This is a genomic window from Caballeronia sp. LZ065 (assembly GCF_031450975.1).
Classification (GTDB): Bacteria; Pseudomonadota; Gammaproteobacteria; order Burkholderiales; family Burkholderiaceae; genus Caballeronia.
In genome coordinates this window covers 792,717-807,101 of sequence record NZ_JARUXV010000001.1, presented here as the reverse complement: position 1 = coordinate 807,101, position 14,385 = coordinate 792,717, and the positions used below count along the sequence as shown (strand labels likewise).

General features: G+C 65.9%; 14 protein-coding genes. 6 read left to right on the top strand and 8 right to left on the bottom strand.

What is annotated here, in order from left to right; all coding sequences use genetic code 11:
- The first annotated feature begins 40 nt into the window (after window positions 1-40).
- The 5 genes from QCE63_RS03795 (at window position 41) to QCE63_RS03775 (ending at window position 3,804) form a co-directional block, all read left to right on the top strand.
- On the top strand, window positions 41-238 hold the full coding sequence (locus QCE63_RS03795) for a zinc-finger domain-containing protein (protein WP_309807346.1): 198 nt from the start codon (window positions 41-43) through the stop codon (window positions 236-238).
- Window positions 239-377: 139 nt separating this feature from the next.
- Complete coding sequence (waaF, locus tag QCE63_RS03790) at window positions 378-1,451, top strand: lipopolysaccharide heptosyltransferase II (RefSeq protein WP_309830672.1); 1,074 nt, start codon at window positions 378-380, stop codon at window positions 1,449-1,451.
- Between the two features lie 199 nt (window positions 1,452-1,650).
- On the top strand, window positions 1,651-2,100 hold the full coding sequence (locus QCE63_RS03785; RefSeq protein ID WP_309830670.1) for a nuclear transport factor 2 family protein: 450 nt from the start codon (window positions 1,651-1,653) through the stop codon (window positions 2,098-2,100).
- Between the two features lie 42 nt (window positions 2,101-2,142).
- Window positions 2,143-3,216, top strand: a complete 1,074-nt coding sequence (locus QCE63_RS03780) for an alpha/beta fold hydrolase (protein ID WP_309830668.1) — start codon at window positions 2,143-2,145, stop codon at window positions 3,214-3,216.
- Window positions 3,217-3,222: 6 nt separating this feature from the next.
- Complete coding sequence (locus QCE63_RS03775) at window positions 3,223-3,804, top strand: DUF2946 family protein (protein WP_309830667.1); 582 nt, start codon at window positions 3,223-3,225, stop codon at window positions 3,802-3,804.
- On the opposite strand, the gene QCE63_RS03770 is transcribed toward QCE63_RS03775, so the two are convergent.
- Window positions 3,805-5,859, bottom strand: coding sequence for a M48 family metalloprotease (locus tag QCE63_RS03770; RefSeq protein WP_309830665.1), 2,055 nt, complete (start codon window positions 5,857-5,859; stop codon window positions 3,805-3,807). It lies immediately after the preceding gene.
- 180 nt (window positions 5,860-6,039) lie between these two features.
- On the opposite strand from QCE63_RS03770, the gene moaC reads away from it, so the two are divergent.
- A complete protein-coding gene (gene moaC, locus QCE63_RS03765) occupies window positions 6,040-6,516 on the top strand; it encodes a cyclic pyranopterin monophosphate synthase MoaC (RefSeq protein ID WP_309830663.1) in 477 nt (158 codons plus the stop codon).
- Between the two features lie 188 nt (window positions 6,517-6,704).
- Here moaC and QCE63_RS03760 read toward each other — a convergent pair whose 3' ends face one another.
- From QCE63_RS03760 to recX, 7 genes are all read right to left on the bottom strand, one after another.
- Window positions 6,705-8,516, bottom strand: a complete 1,812-nt coding sequence (locus QCE63_RS03760; protein ID WP_309830661.1) for a Wzy polymerase domain-containing protein — start codon at window positions 8,514-8,516, stop codon at window positions 6,705-6,707.
- Window positions 8,517-8,719: 203 nt separating this feature from the next.
- Window positions 8,720-9,289, bottom strand: coding sequence for a pilin (locus QCE63_RS03755; protein WP_404990112.1), 570 nt, complete (start codon window positions 9,287-9,289; stop codon window positions 8,720-8,722).
- A 143-nt stretch (window positions 9,290-9,432) separates the two neighbouring features.
- Window positions 9,433-10,143, bottom strand: coding sequence for a TerC family protein (locus QCE63_RS03750; RefSeq protein WP_309830659.1), 711 nt, complete (start codon window positions 10,141-10,143; stop codon window positions 9,433-9,435).
- A 123-nt stretch (window positions 10,144-10,266) separates the two neighbouring features.
- Window positions 10,267-11,148: a succinate--CoA ligase subunit alpha gene (gene sucD, locus QCE63_RS03745; protein WP_309830658.1), complete on the bottom strand. Its 882-nt coding sequence runs from the start codon at window positions 11,146-11,148 to the stop codon at window positions 10,267-10,269.
- A 97-nt stretch (window positions 11,149-11,245) separates the two neighbouring features.
- Complete coding sequence (gene sucC / locus QCE63_RS03740; RefSeq protein ID WP_309833670.1) at window positions 11,246-12,427, bottom strand: ADP-forming succinate--CoA ligase subunit beta; 1,182 nt, start codon at window positions 12,425-12,427, stop codon at window positions 11,246-11,248.
- A 102-nt stretch (window positions 12,428-12,529) separates the two neighbouring features.
- Window positions 12,530-13,204, bottom strand: a complete 675-nt coding sequence (locus QCE63_RS03735) for a DUF2889 domain-containing protein (protein ID WP_309830656.1) — start codon at window positions 13,202-13,204, stop codon at window positions 12,530-12,532.
- Between the two features lie 187 nt (window positions 13,205-13,391).
- Window positions 13,392-14,246 (bottom strand): recombination regulator RecX, encoded by an 855-nt coding sequence (gene recX / locus QCE63_RS03730; protein ID WP_309830652.1) that lies wholly within the window; start codon window positions 14,244-14,246, stop codon window positions 13,392-13,394.
- Window positions 14,247-14,385 lie beyond the last annotated feature (139 nt).

The following is a 14,385-nucleotide window of genomic DNA, read 5'->3' as shown; positions in this document are numbered from 1 at the left end:
GCAACGCAACGCAACGCACGACACCTGATACGAGATAGCAATGAGCGACCTGAAGGAAATGCCGCTGGTGGAACTGACCGCCAAGGACCTGCCCGCTTTCTGCCCGAACCCGAAGATGCAGCGCTGGAGCACGCACCCGCGCGTGTTCATCGACGTGACGCACGGCGAAGCGCGCTGCCCCTACTGCGGCACGCGCTACAAGCTGAAAGACGGCGAAGTGATCAAGGGCGGCCACTGACGCCTTCCGACCTCCGCGCGGGCAGCCCCCGGCGCTCGCCCGCCGGGCACGTGCCCGCGGCTTCACACCACCCACGACACCCGCCGACCCGCCCCAAGATGACGGGCCGCGTTTCTTTTTTGAGATCGGATAAAGACAGATGCGCCGCGCGCTGGTTATAGCACCGAACTGGATCGGTGACGCATTGATGGCGCAGCCGCTTTTCACGCTTCTGCGAAAGCTGCATCCGCGCATCGCGATCGATGCCGTCGCGCCCTCCTGGGTCGCGCCCGTGCTCGAGCGCATGCCCGAGATCCGCGACGTCTACGCCACTGACCTGGCGCACGGCAAGCTGCAGTTGCTGCGCCGCTGGCAGCTGGCGAGCGACCTGCGCGACGTCGGCTATGACGCCGCCTACGTGCTGCCCAACTCCGTGAAGTCCGCGCTGATTCCGTGGATGGCGGGCATCAACCTGCGCATCGGCTACAAGGGCGAGAGCCGCTACGGCTTGCTGAACGTGCGGCACGCGAATCCGCCGAAGACCGAGCGGCCGCCGATGACCGCGCATTACGCCGCGCTCGCCTACGCGCCCGGCGCGAAGCTGCCGTTCGTCGACCGCTTCGCGCAGCCTGAGGCCGCCACCCGTCCCGACGCGCAGACGCTGCCGGTGCCGCGCCTCGAATCCGATCCGAACGAAGCCGCGCGCGTCTCGGCGCGCTTCAATCTGGATACGCGCACGCCGCTCGTCGTGTTCTGCCCGGGCGCGGAGTACGGCCCGGCCAAGCGCTGGCCGCCCGAGCACTTTGCGTCGCTCGCGCAGTTCATCGCGCAGTCGTTCCCGTATGCGCGCATCGTCGCGCTGGGTTCGAAGAAGGATGCGCCGATCGCGCAGGCCATCGCGGACCGCGCGCCCAACGTGCGCAACCTGTGCGGCCAGACTTCGCTCGGCGAGGCCTGCGCGCTGATTTCGCGGGCCAGCGCGGTCGTCACCAACGATTCCGGCCTGATGCACGTCGCGGCGGCGTCGCGACGGCCGCTGGTCGCGGTCTACGGCTCGACCGACCCGCGCCATACGCCGCCCTTGTCTGATCTCGCAAAGGTACAATGGCTGCATCTTGAATGCAGTCCGTGCTTTGCCCGCGAGTGTCCGCTCGGCCATCTGAACTGCCTTCGCGAACTCACCGCCGAACAGGTTTTCGGCGACTTGCGCGGCATGCTGCTCGCGCATCGCTGAAATCTCCCCGCTTCGGCCGTTTTCCTGATACGGCGGTTTCGGGCGGTTAGCTGCCGTGTGTGCGGGCGCGGACACGCGAATGTCTCCGAACGGGGGCATGCTTTGACCAATGACTGATGCAGCGCGCCGCCCTGCCGCTATCCGCGGCAGCAAGGCAACACGGACGGCGCCCGCATCGAAAGCCAGAGACCCACGAGCCATGCCACGTTTCGCCCGCCTCTTCGAAGCCGCCGCCGATACTCTCAATGCCTACTATCAGGCCGTCGCGGACAACAGCATCGACGCGGTCATGTCGTTGTGGCTCGACGAGGAATTCGCCACGTGCGTTTGTCCGGACGGTACGCATCTGCACGGGCTGGAGAGCATCCGCGCGGGTCTCGGCAAGCAATTCGAAGCGCAGCCGGTCACCATCGAGCCGCTCGACATCCGCGTGTACGACAGTCTCGGCACGGTCGTCTACGCGATTGCGGAGGCGCATCAGCCGGCGGCGGCGTCGAACGGCGTGCCGCGCATGGTCTACACGACCTACGTGATGGTTCACGAGCGCGGCGAATGGCGTATCGCGCACATTCACGCGAGCGCCATGCCGATGGAAACAGCGGGACAGTACGCGGCCAAGCTGCGGCACGGTCAGGGACCGCTGCATTAAGAATAATGAAGCGCTGAACAAGACGTTTGTCGGGGAGGGGCCATGAAGCGCGATCCGTTGTTGACACACGATTCGTCGTTCGTGGACAAGGCGCCTGCCATGGCCCTGCGCGACGCCGTGCGGGCGCTCACGCCGGGCGCGGCGGACTGGCTCTACAGCGCGCCGCGCTGGCTCCCGACGAGCCATGCGCAAACCATCGTGCCCGCGCTGTTCGGCCGCAAACCCGCCGTGCAGTACCGGCGCGAGCGCTGGGACACGCCGGATGGCGATTTCATCGACCTCGACTTCCTCGCGCACGACCCGGCCTCCGAACCCGCCGCGACCGCCCCGCTCTTCGTGCTGTTCCACGGTCTCGAAGGCAACTCCGACTCCCACTACGCCCGCACGATGATGGCCGCGGCCCAGGCGCGCGGCTGGCACGGCGTGGTGCCGCATTTCCGCAGTTGCAGTGGGCCGTTGAACCTGTTGCCGCGCTTCTATCACCTCGCCGACGGCGCTGAGGCCGACTGGATCCTGCGGCGGCTCGCGCAGCGGCATCGCGGGCCGATCGTCGCGGCGGGGGTCTCGCTGGGCGGCAACGTGCTGCTGCACTGGCTGTGCGAGCGCGGCAGCGACGCGTCGATCATCCGCGCGGCGGCGGCCATCTCCGCGCCGCTCGACGTACACGCGGGCGGCGAAGCGATCTCGAGCGGTTTCGGCATGGTGTACACGCGCAGCTTCCTCAAGTCGCTGAAGAAGAAGGCGCTGGCGAAGCTCGGGCAGTATCCGGGCCTGTACGACCGCGAGGCCGTGCTCGCGGCCCGCACACTTTACGAGTTCGACAACGTGGTCACCGCGCCCGTGCACGGTTTCCGCGACACCAACCACTACTGGTCGACCGCTACCGTCCGCGCTCATCTGAAGCATGTGAAGGTGCCCGCGTTGCTGTTGAACGCGCGCAACGACCCGTTCCTGCCGGAATTCGCGCTGCCGTCGCAAGCGGAAGTCTCGGCGCGCGTCACGCTCGATCAGCCGAATCACGGCGGACACGTCGGCTTCATGACCGGGCCGTTTCCGGGCCGCATCGACTGGCTGTCGCTACGCGTGTTCGGCTATCTGGAGCACTTCGTTTCGTGATCGATCATGGATGACATCGTCAGGCAGGCGCTCGCCAAATGGCCCAACGTGCCGCATTGCACGGGCTGGCTGATGCTGGACCGGCGCGGCCAGTGGCGCATGCGCGACGACGCCGCGCAAGCTGCCGGACAACCCGGCACGCCGATCCGCCACGACGCGCTGCTCGGCTTCATCAACCGCAACTACGAACGCGATGCCGAAGGCCAGTGGTTCTTCCAGAATGGGCCGCAGCGGGTGTATGTCGAACTGGGCTATACGCCGTGGATCGTGCGTCTGCTGGAGGTGGACGGGAGTGTGCGCCTGACGGACCAGGCCGGCGCCGACTTCGAACCGGCGCGCGCGTGGCTGGATGACGAAGGCAACATCCTGTTCTCGGACGACGCCACGCCTGCGCGCATCGCCGCGCTGCATGACCATGATCTCGAAATCTTCGCGAACCATGCTTCGCTCGACGAAGCCGGCGCGGGCGGCGTGTTCCATTGGCGCGACGACGCCGATCTTCCCGTGAGCCCGATCGCGCGCGAACAGGTCGCGGAACGCTTCGGCTTCGTGGCAAGTCCCGCGACGCGGGCCGCGGCGGCGGGCTGACTAGCCATTTTTCTCCTGTTCGCGCTCTTCCTTGTAGCGCGTCTCGAAGTCGAGCAGACGCGCTGAAATGGCGGACAGATCGTAGAAGCTTGCGTTCTTCACGTCGCGCGCCTCCTTCAACTGACGGATCGCGGACGGCCACGCGCCGTCCAGCGCGAGTTTCTCCGCCATGGCCTGATGCTGTTGCAACGGGTCGTTGAGTCCCTTGCTCGCCTGCGCGAGATAGAGCCACCAGTCGGGGCGTGCCGGTTCCGCGCGGGTTTCCTGGCGCGCCAGCGTCTGCGCTTCGCCATAGCGGTGCGCGGCCAGCAGCGATTGCAGCTGCACATCCAGCGCCGCGTGCGACTCGGGCCAGCGTTTCCTGGCGTTCGCCGCCAGCCGGATCGCATCGTCCAGCCGGCCGGCGCGCCGTGCGATGTCGGCGGCGAGTACGTCAAGGCTGGGCGAACTGCGAACGAGCGCCGGAGCGGCCGGCGTTTTAGGCACGGGCGCGGGGCCGCCTTTGATGCGCACCGGCGCCAGCGCGATATCGACGGAGCGCGCCTGAGGCACCGACGCAGGCTTCGGCGGGGCGAGAACGCGGCCGAGATCGAGCGACGCGTGCGTGCGGTCGAGCGGCGTCGCGGTCATCAGCGAATCCGCATTGCGCAGCGATGGGCTCGCATCGGCGGCGGTTTCGGTGCGCGGCGGCGGCGTCGCGGGCCTCGCGCTCGATGCCGCTGTGCCCTTCCCCTTCTCAATCTCCTGCCGAACCTGCGCCGATGCCGCCGCGCTGCTCGCTTCCTCCCCCTCGAAGAGCTTGCGCGCGCGGGCAAGCGCTTCCTTGGCGGCGGCGTAGTCGCCGGTCAGTGTTTGCGCCAGTGCAATCCCATACCAGTTCGCGGCGGGATTGAGCGCGGTCTGATCGTCGATTTCGGCCTTCAGGCGGCTCGCCACCTCGCGATAGTCGCTCGCGAAATTCACTTGCAGCACCCGCGCGCGGGCACGCACGAACGCGTATTCGGTCGACTGACGCGGCTGCCGGTACGGCACGCGCCGCGCACGGCCTTCCATGTCGGCGATGCGCTCGGTCGTGAGCGGATGCGTGCGCACATACGGCGGCACGCCGTTGTCGGCCATCGTCGAGCGGTCGAGGCGTTCGAAGAACGCGGCCATCGCGTACGGATCGTAGCCGGCGGCGGCCAGCATCTGGAAGCCGACACGATCGGCCTCGTGCTCGGCCGCGCGCGAGAAGCGCAGCTGGTTGTCGACGGCCAGCGCCTGGCCGCCCATCGCGAGTCCCATGCCGAGATCGCCGCTGTGCGCGAGCAGGCCGGCGAGCAGTCCGGCCAGCATGCCGGCGAGCGCGGTGTACGTGTTCTTTTCCTGCGCGCCGAGCATGCGCGCGATGTGCCGCTGGAGCACATGTCCCATTTCATGACCGATGACCGACGCCAGCTCCGATTCGGTCTGGGTCGCCGCGATCAGCCCGGTATTCACGCCGATGAAACCGCCAGGCATGGAAAACGCGTTGATCTGGGCGTCGCGTACGGCAAACAGGTCGAAGTCCGGCCGATAGCCGCCGAGATACTGCGTCGCGGCCGCGGCGGACAGCTTGGAGGAGACGGAGTCGAGGTAGTCGCGGATCAGCCAGTCGTCGAGGTAGTCGGGGTCGGCGCGTACTTCGCGCATCGCCCGTTCGCCGACGCGACGCTCGGCTTGCGGCGTCAGCGAGCCGCCGGAGCCGTCGCCGAGATCGGGCAACTGCACCGACGAGAGCGGTGCGCGCAGGCCGGACATTGTGCCCGGGCGGTTGGCGAAGCGGCTTTCCGCGCCGCCATAGACGCCGAAGACGCCTTCCGCGACGTTGCCGGGCAGGTCGCCGGGGTTGTTGCTTTCCTGCGCCGAGCGCAGTTGTGATGCGGCCAGCGTTCCGGTGCCGCCGAACGTGTTCGTGGTGTTCGTGGTGTTCGCGCTCTCGACAGGCGCGCCAGATTGCGCCAGCGCGGCGGGCGGCGTGGCGAGGGCCAGGCACAGCAGGAAGACGAGCACGCGGCTCGGACGTGTCGAAGGCATGACGCGAAGGCGATGCGGAACCGGCAGCCGGCTGGAAAAAGGGAACGGGCTTATCGTATCAAGTGTAGGGCGCACGGCGGCCGGATTTGGCGCCTGAGTGTTGATGCAACCGGGGTCCGCGGGCCAAGAACCGCGCCTCTCCACGCTGTTATGATAGGCGCCCATTTCGAAGGAGACGCCATGTCCGGACTCACCCATTTCGATGCCGCCGGCGAGGCGCACATGGTCGATGTCGGCGCTAAAGACGAGACGCGCCGTGTCGCGGTCGCGCGCGGTTCCATTGTGATGCTCGATGCCACGCTCACGCTGATTCGCGAAGGCCGCGCGAAGAAAGGCGATGTGCTGGGCGTCGCGCGCATCGCCGCGATCCAGGGCGCGAAGCGCACCGCCGATCTGATCCCGCTATGCCATCCGCTGGCGCTCACGCGGGTTGCGGTGGATTTTTCGATCGACGAGGCGCTGCCCGGCGTGCATTGCGAAGTGCGCGTGGAGACGGTGGGACGGACTGGGGTGGAGATGGAAGCGCTGACCGCCGTGCAGGTCGGGTTGCTGACGATTTATGACATGTGCAAGGCGGTGGATCGGGGGATGACCATCAACAACGTGCGGGTCATGGAAAAGCATGGAGGGAAGTCGGGGGATTGGGTGGCGAAGTGACTCCGGTGCTCCGGGATCCGAGGCCGCTCGCGTCGCACTGGCATGGGCAAAACGGCTGCTTTGCTCATCAACCGTCACCGACCTGTTCGTCCATTCCGCGCCGCTGCGTTTGAGGCCGCGAGCGCACCGGACGCACTGTCGTCTGCGCGCTGTGAAAACGCACCCTCGCCCGCCTCGATTCCCCAGCCTCAATCACTGTCCTCATCATCTCCGTCCGCCGAAGCCGGCTCGTCCTTCGGCATCCCATACAACCTGATCAGATCCGCCTTGAACGCGGTGAGCGGCGTCCCCGCCTCATCGATCAATCCATACACCGCCGCCAGTTGCTTGGGCCAGTCGTGCAACTCGGTAGCGAAGATCTTGAGACGGGCCATCGTATCGAGCCCCTCGGCTCTCTGTCCAGCAAGCGCCTGAAGCACCGCATAGCGGCGCAGGACCGTCTCTCCCGGCAACAGCGCGATCGCCTTCCGGTGCGCCGCAAGCTTCGCCTGCACGTTCTGCGCGTTGATCGGCAAGAGCGTCGCCGCCCCGTATTCGCCCCACGCCGTGAACAGGAACGACGGCGCGTCACGATATTGCTCCGCTGGCCGCGACCCGTAATACAGCACCTCGGCGCGGTTGTAGTCGCGCAGCGTCGGATACAGCGCGGCCAGCCCGCCCAGCACCAGCACGACATACACGCCATACGACACCGGCCGTGCGACGAGCCGTAACGGCCGCGTGTCCAGCAAACCGATGACGAGCATCGCCGGCATCAGAAAGAACATGTACTGCTGCGGATATTCGACGAGCGCATGCATCATCAGCACGCCGAGCAGCGACAGCCCGAAAATACGCGCCGGCGTATGCGGCGCCCGCAGTACGCGAATCAACCAGAACACGACGCCCGCCACGAGGATCGCCACGCCGAGCACGCCGGTCTTCGCAAGCAGGTCGATGAAGATGTCGTGCGCGTTGTTGGCGATCTCGACGCCGCCGAGATCGCGCACGAGGTCGAACTGATAGCGCGGAAACTCCCCCCAGCCGACGCCCAGCAGCGGATGCGTCCTGAACATCGTCCAGCCGTACTTCCATAGCGCAAGACGCGGCGCGATCTGGTTCGCGTCCTGCATGCGTTCCGCCGCCGACTGCGCCAGGCCGAAGTCGTAACGGGTATTGGCCCAGCGCACCGCCGCATTCACCGCGAAGAACACGACGGCGAGCAGCAGCGGCACGAGCCACGCGCGCAGGTCGCGCTTGCCCGGTCCGTCGAAGCCGTCCGACGCGCGCGGCCTTCCCTGCACCAACGCCATCCACAAGCCGCCGACGACGATCACCGCCGTCTGCAGCCACGGCCCGCGCGACACCGTCAACGCCAGCCCGAGCGAGTACACCACCGACACCGCCACCCACACCACCAGCGGCAACCGACGCGTTTGCACGAAGAACAGCGCGCCCGCCATGGCGAAGGCAATGACCGTGGCCAGGTGATTCGCCTGCGCCATGTTGCCGAAGGGACGCCGCTCGGTCATGACGTTGTAGGCCACCACGAAGGGCGTGAACTTCACTTCGAGATGAAACAGCTGCACGACCTGGCAAAACACCGCAAAGAGTCCGCCGAGCATCAACGCGGCCGCGCCGACGCGCAGCGCCTTCTCACCGAGCCCCGCGCGCACGAGCCCGAAACCCGTATGCACGGCGACGAACGACGCCAGCAGATAGGCGCCGCCCAGCCAGTTCATGGAGGGCTGCGCGATCGGCAGCAACGCGGTCTGGGCGACCAGCAGCACGCCGAAGGCAAGCGGCATCAACGCGACGACCGGCGAGGCGAACGACACCTTCGGCTCCGCCACGCGCACCAGCAACGCCACGGTCGCGCCGAGCGCCAGGTAGAGCGCGAGCGCACTGTATTCGGCGTAGAAAGTCGGGATCGGATACGTGTGGTTGACGACGGCGAAAGGGATCGTCAACGCCAGGCACAGGACCGCAAAACAAAGATAACGCGCAGATTGGGAAGGCATGAGGGACTGGGAACGTCGGGAACCGGCGCACTATACAAAACTTTGCCCCCGCTGTCCGTCGAACGAACGGAATTACGACGAAAACCCCGCCTTTGCCGCAAAAACGACCCGCACGGCGCGGCGGCCCCGTAAATGCTGCCGCCGCGCTTCGATGCGTTCTTTACCGCGGTGACCCGCTTCACGCCGCTCGACTCATATGCCCATCAAGCACGACACTCCGGCGGCGCGAGATTGGCCGCCAAGGTGGGCGGATCAACCGGCAGCGGTCCCGAGCCCGGCGGCGGCAACGACGAAACCGTCTTTGCCGCCGCAAAACATTCCCACGTGACCGAGCCCGCCTGCACCACGCCGCGACTCAGCGTCACGCGGGCGGTGGGCGTCTCGGCGTTGTCCGGCGTGGACGGAACCAGCACGAGCGTGTTCGAGCCCGCCGGCGCGACGCGGGTCGAATACGCGATGGTGATCTGCCCCGTGTCGCTATCGACGTGAATGGACTCGACATTGCGCGTACCCGGCGGCGACGCGTAGCCACCCGCGAAGTCCGCGCCGCTGGCCGCGTTCTCGGCTACCGCCAGCCGCGCCGAGGCCGCCAGCGCGATGCCCTCGCCCACCCAGCTGCGCGCCAGATAATCCTGATAGGCAGGAATCGCGTAGGCCGCGACCACGCCCACGATCGCCAGCACGATCATCAACTCAATGAGCGTAAAGCCCCGCACCAGCATGTCCCTGGCCCGTCCCAACCACCACACGCGCGGCTCGCGCGGCGCGTGCATCACACCTAGCAACAACGTTGTCATCTCTGCTCCCGGGAAAACGAAAAAAGCGCCCTGCCGCGCAATGCGAACAGGACGCTTCGATCGTATTCAGAGCGAGCCTTCGGCGACAGTCGTCCGAATGGCCTAGGTCCAACAAGGCCTCAGCCCGCCGCACGCCTCCCCGCTTCGAGCGCGCGCCGCTTGAGCAACCATCCAAGGGCGACAACCAGCACCGCGCCGGCCACCCGCGCCGCGTAGATCGCGAACTCGGTGTTGAGCGCGGGCCAGCGGTCGATGAACGGATCATCGATGATCAGGCCGCCCGCGATCCAGCCCAGCAGCCCCGCGCCGAGCAGCACGACCATCGGAAAGCGGTCGATCAGCTTCAGCACCAGCGTGCTGCCCCACACGATCAGCGGAATGCTGACGACCAAGCCGAAGATCACCAGCGTCAGCCGATGACGCGGATCCGCCGCCTCCGCCGCGCCCGCGATGGCGATCACGTTGTCGAGGCTCATCACGGCATCCGCGACGATGATGGTCTTCACCGCGGCCCAGAGACGGTCGGATGCGTCGATCTCGTGCTCGCCGTGCTCCGGCTGGAGCAGCTTCACGCCGATCCACAGCAGCAGCAGCCCGCCGACGAACTTGAGGAAGGGAATGTCCAGCAGCAGCACCGCGAAGGCGATCAGCACGACGCGCAGGATGATGGCGCCGAGCGTGCCGAACACGATGCCGCGCGTGCGCTGCCGGTCCGGCAGATTGCGGCACGCGAGCGCGATGACGACGGCGTTGTCGCCGCCGAGGAGGATGTCGATCACGATGATCTGGACGACGGCGCCCCAGTGAAGCGTAGAGAAGAATTCGAGCATGGTGCAGAGCGAAAACGGAGGCGAAAAAAAAGCGAGGAAGCAACGCTCCCTCGCTTGGCATCGGCTCATACGAAAGGAATCAGTAAGAGTACCAAACCCTCGCGTAGTTTGTCCGCTTCGGTATTAGATGACCGACTTCAGCAGGCGGGCCATCTCGGACGGGTTCTTCGTGACCTTGATGCCGCACGCGTCCATGACTTCGAGCTTGGCGTCCGCCGTGTCCGCACCGCCCGAGATCAGCGCGCCTGCGTGGCCCATGCGCTTGCCCGGAGGCGCCGTGACGCCCGCGATGAAGCCGACCACCGGCTTCTTCATGTTGTCCTTGATCCAGTAGGCCGCGTTCGCTTCGTCCGGGCCGCCGATCTCGCCGATCATGATGACGGCGTCCGTATCCGGATCGTCGTTGAACATCTTCATCACGTCGATGTGCTTCAGACCGTTGATCGGATCGCCGCCGATACCGACCGCCGACGACTGGCCAAGACCCAGCGCCGTCAGCTGGCCGACTGCTTCATACGTCAGCGTGCCCGAGCGCGACACCACGCCAATGCGGCCCTTCTTGTGGATGTGACCCGGCATGATGCCGATCTTCAGCTCGTCCGGCGTGATCGTGCCGGGGCAGTTCGGTCCGAGCAGCAGCGTCTTGCGGTTTTCGCGGCGCATGCGGTCCTTGATTTCGAGCATGTCGCGAACCGGAATGCCTTCCGTGATGCAGATCGCGAGATCGAGATCGGCTTCGACGGCTTCCCAGATCGCCGCGGCAGCGCCCGCGGGCGGCACGTAGATCACCGAAACCGTGGCGCCGGTTTCGGACTTTGCTTCCTTGACGGACGCATAGATGGGGATGCCTTCGAAATCCTCGCCCGCGCGCTTCGGGTTCACACCCGCGACGTAGGCTTCACGGCCATTCGCGTATTCGCGGCAGGCGCGCGTATGGAACTGACCGGTCTTTCCGGTGATGCCCTGCGTGATGACCTTCGTGTCTTTGTTGATCAGAATCGACATGTAGTGACCTCTGTTCGTTTGGCGTCGCCAAGGCCTGGGCCCCGCGCCGCCATTCGTATCTGGTGGAACGCTCTTCTAAGGCAGGCAGCGCGTGCGCTTACTTGCCTTCGGCAGCCGCGACGACCTTCTGCGCAGCTTCTTCCATGCTGTCAGCCGAGATGATCGGCAGGCCGGAATCCGCCAGCATCTTCTTGCCGAGGTCCTCGTTCGTGCCCTTCATGCGCACGACCAGCGGCACCTTCAGGTCCACCGCCTTCGACGCGACCATCACGCCTTCCGCGATCACGTCGCAGCGCATGATGCCGCCGAAGATGTTCACGAGGATCGCCTTCAGGTTCGGATTCTTCAGCATCAGCTTGAAGGCTTCCGTGACCTTCTCGGTCGTGGCGCCGCCGCCGACGTCGAGGAAGTTGGCCGGCTCTCCGCCGAACAGCTTGATGGTGTCCATCGTGGCCATTGCGAGACCCGCGCCGTTCACCAGACAGCCGATGTTGCCGTCGAGCGAGATGTACGCGAGGTCGAACTTCGACGCTTCGACTTCAGCCGGATCTTCTTCGTCCAGATCGCGGTACGCGACGATTTCCGGGTGGCGGAACAGTGCGTTCGCGTCGAAGTTGAACTTCGCGTCGAGCGCGATCACCTTGCCGTCGCCGGTCACGATCAGCGGATTGATTTCCGCGAGCGATGCGTCGGTTTCGTAGAACGCCTTGTACAGGCCTTGCAGGATCGCGCGCGCTTGCGGGATCGATGCGTCCGGAATGCCGATCTTGCGGGCCAGGTCGTCCGCGTCCTTGTCCTGCAGGCCGGTCGACGGCTCGACGGCGAACTTGTGCAGCAGTTCCGGCGTCTTTTCCGCGACTTCCTCGATGTCCATGCCGCCTTCGCTCGACGCCATCACGACGACCTTCTGCGTCACGCGATCCAGCACGAGGCCGACGTACAGTTCCTTCTTGATGTCCGCGCCTTCTTCGATCAGCAGGCGGTTCACCTTCTGGCCTTCCGGGCCGGTCTGGTGTGTGACGAGCTGCATGCCGAGGATCTGGTTCGCGTACTCGCGGACCTGTTCGATCGACTTCGCGACCTTCACGCCGCCGCCCTTGCCGCGGCCGCCAGCGTGGATCTGCGCCTTGACGACCCAAACCGGGCCGCCCAGCTCTTCCGCGGCCTTGACCGCATCATCCACCGAGAACACGGGTGTGCCGCGCGGGACCGCGACGCCGAATTTCCGCAGGATTTCCTTACCCTGGTACTCGTGAATCTTCATGCGTGATTCCTTCAGTCTGAGAGTTGGAGTGAACTTCTATGTGTTTGAACCGCTGATTCTTCGATTCTTGTTTGAATGCCGTGCGACCGCGTGAGCGCGTGCGCTGCACGAGGCGAACTATGTCTCCCGCCTGTCTTTCGGGTCTGCTTGCTCGCTGGTTTGCGCGCTTGCATCTTGCATGGCGACCGTGGATTTTTTTTCTGCCGGCGTGTAGCCGAACCAGCGCGGGTAATGTTCCTTGACCGCGGGACCGTCGAAACGCAACGCGTGACAGCGGCCGAGCTGGAACGGCGGCTCTTCGGGCGCGTTGCGGTCGGGCTGGCTGGCGTCGGCACGCTTGAACGGGTTGCCGTTTTCGATCTTCCAGACATCGCCCGCGAAGGCCTGGACGGCCGCGGTCGGCAGCACGCCGCACAGTTCCGTGAGATGCGTGCAGCCGGCCGTGCCGCGCAACGCCTGATTGGCTTCGCGGCGAAAATTCTGCAGGAGGTTGAGGCCGATGAGCTTGCGATAAGCCGTGTTGGACTCGGCGCACAGTTCGCCATAGGGCGACCAGTCGGACGATGCTTCCGCGCCGACGATGGTGCAATTGCGGTCGATGGTAATGCGCAGCCAGAGTTCATGGATCGGCAGGCCGAGCGGCCGGACGCCCGTCGCGAGTGTGAAGTCGCGCGGTTTCTCATCGGTTAGACAGGCTTCGATATCCCACAGACCATCTTCGCGCTCGAAGGCTTCCAGCCGAATTGCGCGTCGATGGCGCAAGTGTCGGGGAGCGGAAGGCGAGAGAGGCATGCTGGAGTGAGCCGGTACGGAGAAAATCGTGCGATTTTAGCATATTGGGTATTTCCGGCCGGACATGGCCCTGAGGGTTGGCGCATGCGGCTGGCGTGCGCTGGGTCATGCCCTTGGTAGTGCGCTGTGTAGTGCGCTGTGTAGTGCGCCGGTTCATGTGGCGCGATGCAGGCTCGGGCGGCGGCGCTCAGTCGTCGACGATCTCTTCGCTCCAGTCCTCGTCGCCACCCTTCAGGATCTTGCTGATCGTGCCACCGGAGAAACCCCGCGCCGCCAGGAAGCGCGCTTGCTTGGCGCGTTCCGCGGGCGTCTCCGGCAAGGCGCCGTACTTCTTCTCCCAGACCGCCTGCGCGCGAGCGGTCTCGGTTTGCGCGAGCTTGTCGGCGGTCTCGCTGATGAGCGACTCGCCGACCGCATGGCGCTTCAACTCGCCGATGATCCGGCTGCCGCCCATGCGCGCGGCCCGCCGATGCACGACGCTTTCCACGAAGCGTTCGTTCGACAGCCAGCCGTCGCGCTCCAGTTCGTCAAGCACGGCGTCGAGGGAATCGGCTTCACCGACGTAGGGACTCAACTTTCGCGACAACTCGGCACGGCTATATTCGCGACGCGACAGTGCCGCAAGCGCCCGCCCTTTTAACGAGCGCTTCGGACGCCTTGGGTCGTTCGCCTCCGCAACTGAAGTCTTGCGTGTGCGCTGGCTTGTGCGCGTGAACACCGCTTCTTCCGCCACGGCCGATGGTGCTTCCTCAGGCGCGCATTGCTCGAATGGCTCGAACGGGTCGGCGTCGTCGAAGGGATCTGTGAATGATGGAGGCGCTGGCTGAGCGAACCGGGGGGCGGACGCGGGCCCGACTGAGCCCGGTGCGCACTTGGCACGCGGAGCCTGTGGCTGTTCGGTAGCCTGCTTCAGCAGGACGCGAGCGTGTGCGAGACGCGTTGAGCGAGGGCTTGCGTCGCTTGCATTGGATTGAGCGTCCGAGGCGTCCGATGCAGGCGCGATATCCGATGCCGAAGCCGGCTCGTCCGACCGACCGCCCATGCTTGCCCCGGAAACGCGACGCGCCGACGCGAAAGACTTCTTCGCGTCGGCGCGTTTCTTGTCGCCGCGTGGGAATGCGCCTTTGGACGAGGCACCGCGCCGTTCGCTGCTTCTTTCATAGCGATCGACAGATGCGCCA

Bases quoted from the DNA above. Each gene is read 5' to 3' on its own strand.
- QCE63_RS03795 (WP_309807346.1), top strand. From the start codon at position 41: ATGAGCGACCTGAAGGAAATGCCGCTGGTGGAACTGACCGCCAAGGAC.
- waaF (WP_309830672.1), top strand. From the start codon at position 378: ATGCGCCGCGCGCTGGTTATAGCACCGAACTGGATCGGTGACGCATTG.
- QCE63_RS03785 (WP_309830670.1), top strand. From the start codon at position 1,651: ATGCCACGTTTCGCCCGCCTCTTCGAAGCCGCCGCCGATACTCTCAAT.
- QCE63_RS03780 (WP_309830668.1), top strand. From the start codon at position 2,143: ATGAAGCGCGATCCGTTGTTGACACACGATTCGTCGTTCGTGGACAAG.
- QCE63_RS03775 (WP_309830667.1), top strand. From the start codon at position 3,223: ATGGATGACATCGTCAGGCAGGCGCTCGCCAAATGGCCCAACGTGCCG.
- QCE63_RS03770 (WP_309830665.1), bottom strand. From the start codon at position 5,859: ATGCCTTCGACACGTCCGAGCCGCGTGCTCGTCTTCCTGCTGTGCCTG.
- moaC (WP_309830663.1), top strand. From the start codon at position 6,040: ATGTCCGGACTCACCCATTTCGATGCCGCCGGCGAGGCGCACATGGTC.
- QCE63_RS03760 (WP_309830661.1), bottom strand. From the start codon at position 8,516: ATGCCTTCCCAATCTGCGCGTTATCTTTGTTTTGCGGTCCTGTGCCTG.
- QCE63_RS03755 (WP_404990112.1), bottom strand. From the start codon at position 9,289: ATGCACGCGCCGCGCGAGCCGCGCGTGTGGTGGTTGGGACGGGCCAGG.
- QCE63_RS03750 (WP_309830659.1), bottom strand. From the start codon at position 10,143: ATGCTCGAATTCTTCTCTACGCTTCACTGGGGCGCCGTCGTCCAGATC.
- sucD (WP_309830658.1), bottom strand. From the start codon at position 11,148: ATGTCGATTCTGATCAACAAAGACACGAAGGTCATCACGCAGGGCATC.
- QCE63_RS03735 (WP_309830656.1), bottom strand. From the start codon at position 13,204: ATGCCTCTCTCGCCTTCCGCTCCCCGACACTTGCGCCATCGACGCGCA.
- recX (WP_309830652.1), bottom strand. From the start codon at position 14,246: ATGGGCGGTCGGTCGGACGAGCCGGCTTCGGCATCGGATATCGCGCCT.